Genomic DNA, 13,060 nt, shown 5'->3' on the forward strand with positions numbered 1-13,060 from the left:
ATGACGACGTTTAAAACCGAAGCACAATTTGAGCAGGCATTTATCGAGGTGCTTACTCATAAGGGATGGGAGCCTGAGGTACTCAAAAACAAAACCGAAGCGGACTTACTGCAAAACTGGGCGAACATTTTATTTGAAAACAATCGCCAGCAAGACCGCTTAAACGACGTGCCACTGACGGCAACGGAAATGCAGCAGATTATTGAACAGATCAAAGAGCTAAAAACACCGCTTAAACTCAATGGGTTAATTAACGGCAAAACCGTGGCCATTAAGCGCGATAACCCCGCCGATGCCTTGCATCTTGGCAAAGAAGTCAGCCTAAAAATCTATGACCGCCAAGAAATTGCTGCTGGTCAAAGCCGTTACCAAATCGTCCAGCAGCCGAAATTTGAACGCGGCAGCCCACTGCGTAATGACAGACGTGGTGATGTGTTGTTACTGATTAACGGTATGCCGGTCATTCATGTTGAACTTAAACGCAGTGGCGTGCCAGTTAGCCAAGCGGTTAACCAAATCGAAAAGTATTCCAAAGAAGGTATTTTTAGTGGGCTGTTTTCACTCATTCAAGTGTTTGTCGCCATGGAGCCTAATGAGGCCAAATACTTTGCTAACCCAGGGCTAGATGGCAAGTTTAACCCAGATTACCAATTCAATTGGGCCGATTTTAACAACGAGCCCATGAACCATTGGAAAGATATTGCCTCGACACTGTTATCCATCCCCATGGCGCACCAGTTGATTGGCTTTTACACCGTTGCCGATGATACCGATGGTGTGCTTAAAGTGATGCGCAGTTATCAGTATTACGCCGCCAATGCGATATCGGATAAGGTAGCCAAAACCAACTGGCAACAACTGGGCAGTGCCAATAATAAAGACAGACTGGGTGGATATGTTTGGCATACCACAGGTTCGGGCAAAACCATGACCAGCTTTAAATCAGCACAGCTCATTGCCCAATCAAAAGATGCCGATAAAGTCATTTTTTTGATGGATCGCATCGAGTTGGGCACCCAGTCGCTGGCGGAATACCGTAATTTTGCAGGCGATGGTGAAGATGTACAAGCCACCGAAAATACTCATGTATTGGTAACTAAGCTAAAAAGCACGTCCCCAGCCGATACTCTAATTGTTAGCTCTATTCAAAAAATGAGTAATATTTTTGAAGAAGTGGATGATGAAGGCACTGCAACAAACTCGGCAGATATTGAAAAAATCCGCGCTAAACGATTGGTATTTATTATTGACGAGGCGCACCGTTCAACGTTTGGCGACATGCTGATCATTATTAAACGCACCTTTCCCCGCGCCTTGTTTTTTGGTTTTACTGGCACGCCTATCCAAGAAGAAAATGAAAAAAACGGCAATACTACCAGTACCGTATTCGGCAACGAGCTGCACCGCTACAGCATAGCCGATGGTATTCGCGATGGTAACGTACTCGGCTTTGATCCCTATAAAGTTCCTACTTTTAGGGATGGTGACTTAAGGCAGGCTGTCGCCCTAGAGCAAGCTAAGGCGGGATCTGTAGCGGAAGCAATGGATAATCCTGTCAAAAAGAAAAAATTTAATTATTTTATGAATGAAGTGCCTATGGCTGGCTACAAAGACGCTACAGGTAAATACCACAAAGGTATTGAAGATTACGTACCTAAAAGTCAGTACCTAAGCGAGACTCACCAAGCCAAAGTGGTAGAAGATATTCTGCACAAATGGGATGTGCTAAGCCAAGGCAATAAGTTTCATGCGATTTTGGCTACTAACAGTATTGCTGAAGCCATTGATTATTACCGTCTGCTAAAGGCTGCTAAGCCTGATTTAAAAGTATCAGCACTGTTTGATCCCAACATTGATAATGATGGCAGTGGCGACCGTGGGCCAACGTTTAAAGGTGATGGTTTGGATGAAATTATCCGTGACTATAATGCGCGTTATGGCCACGATTTTGATTTTGCCCGTCATGCAGCATTTAAGAAAGATCTAGCCGCACGCCTTGCTCACAAAAAACCTTATGAGCGTATTCATACCGATCCTACAAAACAGTTGGATTTATTGATTGTTGTAGACCAAATGCTCACCGGTTTTGACTCCAAGTGGCTGAATGTCTTGTATTTAGATAAGGTAATTAAATACCAAAACATCATCCAAGCCTTCTCTCGTACCAATCGATTGTTTGGCCCCGATAAGCCTCATGGTGTTATCCGTTACTATCGTTACCCGCATACGATGGAGCAACATATTAATGATGCGGTAAAACTATACTCTGGCGACAGACCCATTGGGTTATTTGTTGATAGGCTAGAAAGTAACTTAGAAGCAATGAATGAACTATTCGGTGATATTACCGAGTTGTTCATTAGTGCCGGTGTGGCGAATTTTGAAAAGCTGCCAGAAGATGTTGAGGCGTGCGCAAAGTTTGCTGAACTATTTAAAGTATTTAACCAGCATCTAGAAGCCGCGAAGGTACAAGGTTTACATTGGGAGCAGTCGGTTTATACATTCACGACGGACGCTTCAACAGGCGAAAATGGCACTGAACATGAGGTTACTCTCGCCATTAATGAACAAACCTACCTGAGCCTTGCGCTGCGTTATAAAGAGCTCGCATCAAAAGGTGATGGTGGTGGTGCGGGTGGCGGAGATGTGCCTTTTGATATTAGTGGCTATTTGACGGAAATCGACACAGGAAAGATTGATGCCGACTATATGAATAGTCGCTTCGATAAATATTTAAAAGAGCTAAATCAGCATAATGATCAAGCCAGCATTGAACTTACGCTTAACGAACTGCACAAGTCATTTTCTTCACTGACGCAAGCTGAACAAAAATACGCCAAGCTTTTCTTACATGATTTACAGCGTGGCGATGCAAAGTTAATAGAAGGCCATACTTTCAGAGATTACATCAACACCTACAAAGACAATGCTGAAAACGCCCAGATTAATGCCATTGTTAATGCGTTAGGTTTAGATAAAAGCCAGCTTATTAGCTTATTAAACGATAGTGTCAATGAGAAAAACCTTAATAATTTCGGTCGCTTTGACGCGCTTAAAGACACTGTTGATAAGGCAAAAGCCAAAGTTTATTTTGAAAAATTAGATGGCCTAAGCATTCCGCCCTTTAAGCTCAATATTCGCATCGATCAGTTTTTAAAGCAGTTTATTTTTGCTCAGGCTGATGATCTCTTGAATGATGTAGTAGATATGCTTGATGGAGTAATGGAAGAGTCATGAGTAGCCAATCTCATTCTCTTTGCACTGTTAACTTGGTTAATTCAGCTATCTCAGTGAGAGAGTGGTCGCTGTTTTTACGAAAAAGTATCCAGGAGGAAAATAATGGTCACATTTGATCAGCTTATGCTCCCGCTAATAAAGGCATTAGTTAACCTTGGGGGCTCAGGCAGCATCGACGAGATTTACGAAGAAGTTGTCGAGCTTGAGAAGTTTGATGAGGGTACTTTGGCTGTTCTGCACAACCCCGAAAAAAGTAGCCAAACAGAGGTTGGATATCGATTAGCTTGGGCTAGAACCTATCTGAAGAAAGCTGGATACCTTGAAAACTCATCTCGTGGCGTATGGGCACTTACAGATAAAGCTAGACAGGAACCGGAAATTGATAGCAGAGAAATTGTCAACTTTGTTAGAGCTCTGGACCGCAAGCCTGAACAGGCTAATGCTACGACATCTACTCCAGAACTGTCGTCAGATGACTCCCCAGAAGAGGCTATGCTTTGGCGTGAAAAACTGCATCATGTGCTAATTGAAGAAATGAGCCCGGATGCGTTTGAGCGACTAACACAGAGATTATTGAGAGAATCAGGTTTTATCCATGTTGAAGTGACTGGCCGCACGGGTGATGGTGGTATCGATGGCAAAGGAATTGCCCGAATCAACGGTTTGATGAGCTTTCATATCGCTTTTCAGTGTAAAAAGTACAAAGGTTCCGTTGGGGCTCCCGAGATCCGTGATTTTAGGGGCGCAACCGTTGGTAGAGCTGATCGTGGGATGTTTATCACTACAGGTAGCTTTACAAAAGCTGCCATTGAAGAAGCCAACCGTGATGGCGTTGCTCCGATTGACTTGGTCGATGGTGATCAGTTAGCCGATAAACTTAAGGAACTTAGTTTAGGCGTTAAAACAGAGTTGGTTGAAAAAGTAACAGTTGATCCTAGCTGGTTTTTAGGCCTTTAACTGTTAATAAGCACCAAGAGAACTCCAAAATGCATTTTCAAGTTCTTGAATATATGCGATTAAATACGGCCACTAACATAACGGGAAGTTAGAATGAATCCTGAAAAATACAATAGAAGTATAAGCTTGCTTTGCCCGACTTGTGGCTGTTCAGACTTTTCATACGAAGACGGTTGCGATGAAACAATACAAGTAATGACTTGTGCATCTTGTGACCGAGAGTTCAATAAAGATGAGCTTATTCAAGAGAATAGCGAAAATATTGATGAGCACCTTTCTGAAATCAAGGAAGAAGTTTTAAAAGACGTTCAAGACGAACTACGTAAATCTTTGAAAAAGGCTTTTTCTGGTAGCAAGAATATAAGGATTAGGTAATGCCGGTAACTATTGATGTAGGTGATGTGATAGCTGGATTAGCTTTCCTTTTATCTAGCTACGCAACATGGCAAACGGTCAGCTTTAATAAGAGGCAGAAGTCACTTGTCGAAAGCCAGGAAAAGCTAAACACCATTCTCTTGGAAAAAGAAAATGAAGATGCTCTGAAAGGAAAGCAAGCTGACCTTGGTGCATCAATTATAAAACTTGGCAGCAGTAAGTATCGGCTTAAGGTTTGGAATAAAGGTTCTGCTACTGCAAGAAACGTCAGAATTGAGTTCCCCGAAGGTAACGATTTAGTTATTGAATCAGAAGTGACTGACAAATTTCCAATGGAAAGCCTCGAAAAGTATCAAGCCGTTGAGCTAATAGCCGCTGTTCATATGCAAACGAAACGAAAGCATGTTGTTCGGCTAGTTTGGGAAGATGATGCCCAGTCTTACAATGAAAAGCTGTCTTACCCCACACTGTAATGTAACTGTCGGTTTTTTCACTAGAACGAAAACAACTACAGATAAATGCATATTTCTTTCAGCTATCTAACATCTTCAGTTGCTAAAGAACCTTCACACTATCGTGACGGAGGTTCATCATGTTCAAAAACCTATTTTTTCAAGCCAAAGCAATACCAGAGCTGTCATCTCAACTGGATGCAGACATTCCACGCTATCCGCCATTTCTGAAGGGGTTGCCTGCTGCGTCACCCGAGGATTTGCAGTCCACACAAGACGAGCTAATTGCCAAACTGCGCCAGGTACTTGGCTTCAACCAGCGTGATTTTCAAAGGTTAATTCAGCCCTGCATTGATCATCTGGCTGCTTATGTCCACTTGCTGCCAGCTTCTGAGCATCATCATCACAGTGGTGCGGGTGGTTTATTACGTCATTCGTTGGAAGTTGCTTTCTGGGCGGCACAAGCTGCTGAAGGGATCATCTTCGTTGCCAGTGGCACTCCAGTTGAGAAAAAAGAGCTTGAACCAAGGTGGCGTGTTGCGGCGGCATTAGGCGGTTTGTTCCATGATATTGGTAAGCCTGTTTCAGACTTGTCCATCACAGACGAAGATGGATGCTATCAGTGGAACCCATTTTTAGAAACCTTATCCCAGTGGGCCACTAATAACCGCATTGAACGCTATTTCATTCGCTGGCGCGACGGACGGTGCAAGCGGCACGAGCAATTTTCAATTCTGGTTTTAAACCGGGTGATGACACCTGAGTTGCTCGCCTGGTTAACCCAACCGGGCCCTGAAATTTTGCAAGCCATGCTGGAAGCAATTGGCAATACCGATCCAGAGCATGTCCTGTCTAAACTGGTCATTGAAGCTGACCAAACCAGTGTACAGCGAGACCTGAAAGCTCAACGAATTTCCGTTGACGACAATGCCCTTGGTGTCCCAGTCGAACGCTATCTACTTGATGCTATGAGGCGATTGCTTGCCAGTTCCCAGTGGTTGGTCAATCAGCGAGATGCCAGAGTTTGGATACGAAAATCGAATCAATCAACCCATCTTTACCTGGTTTGGAAAAGCGCGGCTAAGGAAATCATTGAGCTGTTGGCCAAAGACAAGATACCTGGCATTCCAAGAGATCCCGATACCCTTGCGGACATCCTCATTGAGCGAGGATTGGCCACTAAATCCGCCTCAAATGAGCGATATGAAAGCTTTGCCCCTGAAGTGCTGATCAAAGACGGCAAGCCAATCTGGCTACCCATGCTGCATATATCTGAGGCCGATTTATTGTTCAGCTCGAATGTACCAAGTGGTGTGACACTGTTTAACAAATCTGAGTGGGAAGCAACGCAGCAAACACAAGCAGAACCTCAGAGTCGTTCCAGTGAGCATCCAGACTTACCTGAAGCGTCATCATCAATTGAACTCAATAATTCGACTGAGTCGCCATCGACAAAACCGTCCGAACAAGATGATGAACTTCGTCATGCCAGTGATGTTAGTACCCCCCAGGCAACTGAAAATGCCCCAGGTGATGAATGCGAAAAGCCTAACAATTCATATGATGGCGCTATCTCAAATAACGTAAACCAGCAAGATGCAGAGGCATTGAATCTCCCTGAATCTTTGGCGTGGTTCCCAGAGGCCAGCAGTGCGTTGATTATGGTTGGTGAACAGCTTCTGATCCGCTATCCCGATGCCGTAAGACCTTGGTGTGCACCCCGAAAACTGCTTGCTGAACTCAGTCGGTTAGATTGGCTTGAACTAGATCCGGCAAACCCGACGCGTAAAGCCAGAACTGTGACTACAAATGATGGAGTTCAGGAGCAAGGGTTACTGCTGAAGGTATCGATTTCTAAAGGGCTAACTGCACTGATAGACCTTTCCAAACAAGACGCAGAATCAGTGACAGCAATTCAGAACAAAGAGGCTTCACAGCGTCCGAGTCGAATTAATATAACCAATGCCCAAGCAAAAGAGCCCGCCACAAGAGCGGAGCGTAAGCAAAAGCCGATTGCGGCCAATGCGAACTCAAGTACAGACCCCAAACACGCGCAGCGGCAACAGATGGTTAGTTTTGTGAAAGATTTGCCCATCTTACTGACCGATGGCGATTACCCAGACGTGGATCATAGTGCCGATGGTATTCGCGTCACGATTCAAACCTTACGCCAAGTCGCCAATGCACATGGCATTCCAGCCGGACAGCTGCTTCGGGGGATCTCGGCCAGTGACCAATGCCAGTTTGATGAGGGGGAAACGGTTCTGTTTACCGCTCACGCTGAACGTTAATCCATTTGATATTAATCGGATTGCAAACGGTTATTTTGCGGAGCATGAATGAAAGAAAACGCATACGAGATGCCTTGGCGCACGAACTATGAAGCCATGGCAGCAGCAGGTTGGCTGGTCGGAGCAACTGGGGCAATTGCCGCAGAAATGCTGACTGAGCTACCACCTGAGCCATTTTGGTGGATGACAGGGATTTCCTCGGGCATGGCGTTGTATCGCCTGCCTGAGGCTTATCGCCTTTATAAGTTGCAGATGGGGCTAAAAGGCAAACCATTGGCATTTATGGCGCTGTCGCATTTGCAAAAGGTAATGGCAAAACATCCTGATGAATTGTGGTTAGGTTATGGCTTTGAGTGGGACCAACGCCATGCCCAACGCGCTTATGAAATCCTAAAGCGGGATAAGCAAACCTTGCTTAACCAAGGTCACGGCAAGCAAATGGGTTCGACCTGGATTCATGGTGTCGAGCCCAAAGAAGAAGATGTGTACCAGCCAGTTGGTCACACTGAGGGGCATACCTTAATAGTTGGTACGACCGGTGCCGGAAAAACCCGATGCTTTGATGCGATGATCACCCAGGCCATTTTGCGCAATGAAGCCGTGATTATTATTGACCCCAAGGGCGACAAAGAACTTAAGGATAATGCGCAGCGAGCCTGTATTGCCGCCGGTAGTCCTGAGCGCTTTGTGTATTTTCATCCGGGTTTTCCAGAGCATTCAGTACGTCTTAATCCCTTGAGGAACTTTAACCGGGGTACTGAAATTGCCAGCCGAATTGCGGCATTAATCCCATCTGAAACCGGTGCTGATCCATTTAAAGCCTTTGGTCAAATGGCACTGAATAACATAGTGCAAGGTCTGTTGCTTACGTCACAACGTCCTGATCTGAAAACACTGAGACGATTCTTGGAAGGTGGCCCAGAAGGCTTGGTAGTAAAAGCCGTCACGGCCTGGGGGGAGCAGGTGTATCCGAACTTTAGTGTGGAGATCAAGCGCTTTACCGAAAAGGCCAATACCTTGGCTAAACAAGCTATGGCGATGCTGCTTTTCTACTACGAACGCATTCAGCCCGTTGCCGCCAATACTGATTTAGAGGGGCTATTGAGTATGTTTGAGCATGACAGAACCCACTATTCAAAGATGGTGGCCTCATTGATGCCGGTGCTCAATATGCTCACATCAAGTGAACTAGGTCCATTGCTATCACCGATTGCAAACGATGTGGATGACAGCCGGTTAATTACGGATTCTGGCCGTATTATCAACAATGCCCAAGTGGCCTATATCGGGTTGGATTCATTGACCGACGCCATGGTTGGCAGCGCCATTGGTTCGTTGCTTTTATCCGATCTCACCGCCGTGGCCGGTGACCGCTATAACTATGGTGTTGAAAATCGTCCCGTAAATATCTTCATCGATGAGGCGGCTGAAGTCGTCAACGATCCCTTCATTCAACTGCTCAACAAAGGCCGTGGCGCAAAAATGCGTTGTGTTATTGCTACTCAGACCTTTGCTGACTTTGCAGCTCGTACAGGCAGTGAAGCTAAGGCTCGCCAGGTGTTAGGTAACATCAACAACTTGATAGCCCTTCGGGTGATGGACGCCGAAACGCAGCAGTACATTACTGACAATCTGCCTAAGACTCGGTTGCAGTACATCATGCAAACTCAAGGTATGTCGTCCAACTCGGACAGCCCCGCGTTGTTTACCGGCAATCATGGCGAACGCTTGATGGAGGAAGAAGGCGATATGTTTCCACCGCAGTTATTAGGCCAGCTTCCCAACCTGGAGTACATCGCCAAGCTTTCAGGTGGCCGCGTGATCAAAGGCCGCATTCCTATTTTAACCAGCGCTACACAGGCAGCATAAGGAGTCTGTATGCATCATTCTGTCTGTCTGAAAATGACAACACTTACCAGTAAAGAAATGCTCGCTCAGTGGCAGCAACATAACCCCCAGTTCAAGGAAACCTTAAGACTGCTTGAAACCGACTGGCCTCATGCTTTGGCCTCGGTGTATTGCTTGGCGGACTACTTAACGGATGCGTTCACGTTAGATGGCCATTCCATCTTTGATTTGTGTCTTTGTAATGGCTTGGGCAGTTATGAAGAAGTTAGTTGTGATGATGACAGTGTACGCCTGTGGCATTTCATTGAGGCGCTGACCTGGACTGCCGCCAGTGCTTTAACGGGGATTCGCCTGCGTGATCCTGACCATTTCGAATGGGCCGCCGTGGATGGTGTGTATTTCTACTCCTGGATTCGTAATCGTCCAAATCGGATGGCGTATCTGGCTGAAGGACGCATCGATGTGCGTTATGTCAGTGGTCATACGACGACAAAGCGGCTTCAACAAGTGATTAAAGCCCGGATTATGACGCCAACCGTTGCAGCCATGCTGGCCCGAGTAGAAGAGGATGTTTGGCATGAGCAAGCATAAGTCGGTTTGGCTGCTGTGTCTGGCACTGATGCTGGAGATTATTGCCATTGGCGTGTTAGTGCCCGGTGATTGGACTGGCCGGGTCATTAGTAAAGAGAAGCAGATGATCCAAAATCAATTGGGCGCACAAACGAGCTATTGGATTGGTCAAACTAGCCATGGCTGGTATCAATCATGGGTTGTGGATACGCAGATGGAGCAATCTGTGCGTGATTTTCTAATCCCCACTGAAGAGCAGCGACTGCGCTCTAAAGGGATGGAGAACATGGGAGGCTTTTGGTTTGTCTGGGTAGAAGACCGTATTCAGGCATTTTTTGATGTGTTGTACCAAGTGTTCACTCGATTTGCTTTACTGATGGTCTGGTTGCCCTTTGCGCTTATTCTCATGTTACCGGCGTTGTGGGATGGCTTAATGACCTGGAAGATTAAGAAGACAACCTTTGATTTTTCGAGCCCTATCATTCACCGCTACAGCATGATTATCCTGGGCTCAGGTGTCATTTTGCTGTTTATGGGATTGTTCGCCCCGCTGGCTATTCCTCCTGTGGTGTTACCGTCGATGATCATCGGTTTGGCGTTGATGGCGGGGTTGGCGTTAAGTCACTTGCAGAAGAAGATATGAGGCCCATCAGGCCTCATCTTGTAGAGCTAAAACCTTACGCCTACGGTATTGCCATTCTCGTCTTCCGCTGGCAAATGATAAGTATCAATAAGGTGACCTTGAAGCCAAATATATTGCGGCATCCAAAACGAGTACTGTCGTATAAGAGCCAATACTTCTTTCAGCGGTTTGTTTGCATGAGGCTCGGCAAGACGAAAGTACATGAATGAGCAATAATCTCGAAAATACTCATGAAGCTCTGAATCCGATAGCGTTTCTTTTAGTAGCCTGTTTTGCTCATCGTCCTCGTCAGGGGAATTGACATAAATTTCAAATAGCTGCTTTTCAGTAAGCATTTCCAAGAAGTGGTCTTCAATTAAAACCCCATCACTGGTATCGACATCCATACCATCTTTGACATCAAAAGCCATGACACATCCTGAAGATAATGCCACTTCTGATGGTTTCAGTACGTCATTAGCTTGTACAACCTGATTCCAATGATTAAAACCAGCAGTTACTGCAATTTCATCGAGTGCTTGAGTGTGTGGAATAGATTTTTCACGTTTAAGCTTTCGTGCTTTTTGCTTTAAACGTTCAACCGTGTCAGAGGAAATGATTTTAGTAATTTGCATTGAGTTTCTCCTATTAGCGAATACGGTGCCCACTGCCGAGGTCGCAGAAAAAACCTAAGCAAAAAATAAATTTGATATGCATGTCGTCCCGTCCGGGTTTGCTAAAGTGGGCAGCTGGTCTCGACACGACCAATATCCCCATCATATCAACCGCATCAAAAAGATCAATTGTTAGTATTGTCTGAGTAGAACCCTCAAAACCTTCAAGAATTCGGCATCTAGCTGACCACTGAACCTGCCAATCCCAAGGCATCCTTCACTTCTCAATTCAAACAACGAGGAGTGACTATGGAACCTGTGAGTATTCCATCCTATATCGATGACCCGCCGCACTTCCTGCTTTGGAGTGCCGATGAGATGGCTCCCATTCTGTTGGGGCTAGTGATCGGCATTTTTACCGGTAATGCCTTGGTTTTATGCCTGTTGGGGTTGGTGACAACCAAGCTCTATCGGCGTTTTCGTGATGGTCGTCCAGATGGTTTTATTCTTCACGCCATCTACTGGGCTGGACTGTTGCCAACCAAAGCCAAGACGATCCCTAACCCATTTATCAGGAGCTATCTGCCGTGAAGTTCGACGTATTTTTAAAATCATGGCAAGGCACGCAATTAGAGAACCGATGGCAACGGTTCCTGATTGCGGTGCTGGTGCTATCTAATTTGCTGCTTGCGGTAGCGGCATTTTCTCGCAATACCGTGGTAGCCATTCAACCACCAACTTTGTCTGAACCGGCTGAAGTGTCACGAAACCAAGCCACTCAACCTTACCTTGAATCCTGGGGACTCTACCTGGCTGAGCTTATGGGTAACGTGACGCCAGGTAATGTGTCTTTCATCCGGGTTGCCATTGAGCCGCTACTTTCTCCAGCGGTGTACCAGCAAGTGGTCGATGCACTGGAGATTCAGGCAAGACAAATCCGCGAAGACCGGGTCACGCTCAAATTCCAACCCAGACAAGTGGAGTATGAGTATGAAACCGGCCATGTCTTTGTGACCGGTTATTCCTTGGTTTCTGGGCCATCTGGAGATGAGCAGCGCCAAACTCGCACCTATGAGTTTGACATCGATATTGAGCAATACCGTCCAAAACTTAGCTGGATGGATACGTATGAGGGGCAAGCTAGAACGAAGCGCGTTCGTGAAAAGTTGACCCAAGAGCAAAACCGGAGGGTGAATGATGCGAACCAAAATTAGTCGATGGATGACACCAAGCTTAATCGCAATGAGCTTGAGTGGCGTCCTTTTATCTCAAGCGTCGTATGCAGACGTGGAATTGCCGATTGTGCCAGCCAGTGTGATGAAGCAGTCTGCTACTGCAAATCCACCGACTCAAACCAATACGGCTTCAACGGATGTGCCAACAACGCTAATGATGACACCGGGGGTTAATGAACTGATCCCTGTAGCACTTGGCCATCTGAATCGGATTGTGACGCCGTTTGAATCGCCTCAGGTGAGAACAACCAGTGATGCTCAGACGCAAATCAAGGGGAATGTTGTATATGTGGCCACGGACAAAGAATCACCGGTTTCACTTTACATCACTCCGCCTGGTCAGGAAGCGCCCGCATTATCAGTCACCTTAGTGCCTCGTCGTATTCCACCGCGTGAAATCACCTTAGCTATTGATGGTCAGCAGTGGCCTATTAAGGGCGTCGTGAACCGAAAAGCCGCCACTTGGGAAACGGCTCAGCCATACGTCGATAGCTTACGTGATTTACTCAGACGCCTTGCACTAAATGAGTTACCACAAGGCTATGACATCCGTTTGGCTGGCCAAACTGACACAAGCCCGAAATGTTTTCAGCCGGGCTTAAAGTTTGGTTTTAAGCAGGGGCAAATTGTGTCGGGACATTACTTCACCGTCTATGTAGGACTGGTTGAAAGCTTTGCCGATGAGCCGATAGAAGCCAGTGAATTAGCCTGCCATGCACCGGATATAGTGGCAAGCGCCTACTGGCCTCGCAATATCTTGTTACCGGGTGAAAAGACTGAGTTGTATGTGGTTGTTCGCAATCATCGTGAAGAAGCGGTGGAAAGTCAGCGACCTTCGCTTCTTGTGGGAGGTGAATAA

At 46.1% G+C, this 13,060-nt stretch carries 12 protein-coding genes; 11 read left to right on the forward strand and 1 reads right to left on the reverse strand.

The window, feature by feature from the left end; translation table 11 throughout:
• From LP316_RS14350 to LP316_RS14385, 8 genes are all read left to right on the forward strand, one after another.
• Positions 1–3,237, forward strand: coding sequence for a type I restriction endonuclease subunit R (locus LP316_RS14350; RefSeq protein ID WP_193021823.1), 3,237 nt, complete (start codon positions 1–3; stop codon positions 3,235–3,237).
• 102 nt (positions 3,238–3,339) lie between these two features.
• Entirely contained in the window at positions 3,340–4,194 is an 855-nt protein-coding gene (locus LP316_RS14355; protein ID WP_025611289.1) for a restriction endonuclease, read from the forward strand.
• Positions 4,195–4,287: 93 nt separating this feature from the next.
• Positions 4,288–4,569 carry an ECs_2282 family putative zinc-binding protein gene (locus LP316_RS14360; protein ID WP_025611290.1) on the forward strand — a complete coding sequence of 94 codons (282 nt, stop codon included), beginning with the start codon at positions 4,288–4,290 and terminating at the stop codon, positions 4,567–4,569.
• Positions 4,569–5,042, forward strand: coding sequence for a hypothetical protein (locus LP316_RS14365; RefSeq protein ID WP_025611291.1), 474 nt, complete (start codon positions 4,569–4,571; stop codon positions 5,040–5,042). The genes LP316_RS14360 and LP316_RS14365 overlap by 1 nt, the downstream gene beginning before the upstream one ends.
• A gap of 119 nt (positions 5,043–5,161) precedes the next feature.
• Positions 5,162–7,312 (forward strand): MobH family relaxase, encoded by a 2,151-nt coding sequence (gene mobH, locus LP316_RS14370; protein ID WP_193021824.1) that lies wholly within the window; start codon positions 5,162–5,164, stop codon positions 7,310–7,312.
• Positions 7,313–7,360: 48 nt separating this feature from the next.
• Positions 7,361–9,181 carry a conjugative transfer system coupling protein TraD gene (gene traD / locus LP316_RS14375; protein ID WP_193021825.1) on the forward strand — a complete coding sequence of 607 codons (1,821 nt, stop codon included), beginning with the start codon at positions 7,361–7,363 and terminating at the stop codon, positions 9,179–9,181.
• A gap of 9 nt (positions 9,182–9,190) precedes the next feature.
• The gene (locus tag LP316_RS14380) at positions 9,191–9,751 is read left to right on the forward strand and encodes a conjugative transfer protein (protein ID WP_103201387.1); all 561 of its coding nucleotides are present in this window, start codon (positions 9,191–9,193) and stop codon (positions 9,749–9,751) included.
• A complete protein-coding gene (locus tag LP316_RS14385) occupies positions 9,738–10,373 on the forward strand; it encodes a DUF4400 domain-containing protein (protein ID WP_000033754.1) in 636 nt (211 codons plus the stop codon). The genes LP316_RS14380 and LP316_RS14385 overlap by 14 nt, the downstream gene beginning before the upstream one ends.
• Positions 10,374–10,399: 26 nt before the next feature.
• Here the strand turns inward: LP316_RS14385 and LP316_RS14390 are convergent, their stop codons facing one another.
• Complete coding sequence (locus LP316_RS14390) at positions 10,400–10,987, reverse strand: plasmid-related protein (RefSeq protein WP_193021826.1); 588 nt, start codon at positions 10,985–10,987, stop codon at positions 10,400–10,402.
• A gap of 288 nt (positions 10,988–11,275) precedes the next feature.
• Between LP316_RS14390 and traL the strand changes: the two genes are divergently transcribed.
• The 3 genes from traL to LP316_RS14405 are packed head-to-tail and all read left to right on the forward strand — an operon-like array spanning position 11,276 to position 13,060.
• A complete protein-coding gene (traL, locus tag LP316_RS14395; RefSeq protein ID WP_000433891.1) occupies positions 11,276–11,557 on the forward strand; it encodes a type IV conjugative transfer system protein TraL in 282 nt (93 codons plus the stop codon).
• Entirely contained in the window at positions 11,554–12,180 is a 627-nt protein-coding gene (locus LP316_RS14400; protein ID WP_000667167.1) for a TraE/TraK family type IV conjugative transfer system protein, read from the forward strand. The genes traL and LP316_RS14400 overlap by 4 nt, the downstream gene beginning before the upstream one ends.
• Positions 12,164–13,060, forward strand: a complete 897-nt coding sequence (locus LP316_RS14405; protein WP_193023913.1) for a type-F conjugative transfer system secretin TraK — start codon at positions 12,164–12,166, stop codon at positions 13,058–13,060. Before LP316_RS14400 ends, LP316_RS14405 begins: the two co-directional genes overlap by 17 nt.

Origin of the sequence: Thalassotalea sp. LPB0316, assembly GCF_014898095.1 — a bacterium.
Lineage (GTDB): Bacteria > Pseudomonadota > Gammaproteobacteria > Enterobacterales > Alteromonadaceae > Thalassotalea_G.

Excerpts from the sequence above, each read along its gene's own strand:
- LP316_RS14390 (WP_193021826.1), bottom strand. The coding sequence starts at position 10,987 with ATGCAAATTACTAAAATCATTTCCTCTGACACGGTTGAACGTTTAAAG.
- LP316_RS14355 (WP_025611289.1), top strand. The coding sequence starts at position 3,340 with ATGGTCACATTTGATCAGCTTATGCTCCCGCTAATAAAGGCATTAGTT.
- LP316_RS14405 (WP_193023913.1), top strand. The coding sequence starts at position 12,164 with ATGCGAACCAAAATTAGTCGATGGATGACACCAAGCTTAATCGCAATG.
- mobH (WP_193021824.1), top strand. The coding sequence starts at position 5,162 with ATGTTCAAAAACCTATTTTTTCAAGCCAAAGCAATACCAGAGCTGTCA.
- LP316_RS14380 (WP_103201387.1), top strand. The coding sequence starts at position 9,191 with ATGCATCATTCTGTCTGTCTGAAAATGACAACACTTACCAGTAAAGAA.
- LP316_RS14385 (WP_000033754.1), top strand. The coding sequence starts at position 9,738 with ATGAGCAAGCATAAGTCGGTTTGGCTGCTGTGTCTGGCACTGATGCTG.
- LP316_RS14360 (WP_025611290.1), top strand. The coding sequence starts at position 4,288 with ATGAATCCTGAAAAATACAATAGAAGTATAAGCTTGCTTTGCCCGACT.
- LP316_RS14365 (WP_025611291.1), top strand. The coding sequence starts at position 4,569 with ATGCCGGTAACTATTGATGTAGGTGATGTGATAGCTGGATTAGCTTTC.
- traL (WP_000433891.1), top strand. The coding sequence starts at position 11,276 with ATGGAACCTGTGAGTATTCCATCCTATATCGATGACCCGCCGCACTTC.
- LP316_RS14350 (WP_193021823.1), top strand. The coding sequence starts at position 1 with ATGACGACGTTTAAAACCGAAGCACAATTTGAGCAGGCATTTATCGAG.
- traD (WP_193021825.1), top strand. The coding sequence starts at position 7,361 with ATGAAAGAAAACGCATACGAGATGCCTTGGCGCACGAACTATGAAGCC.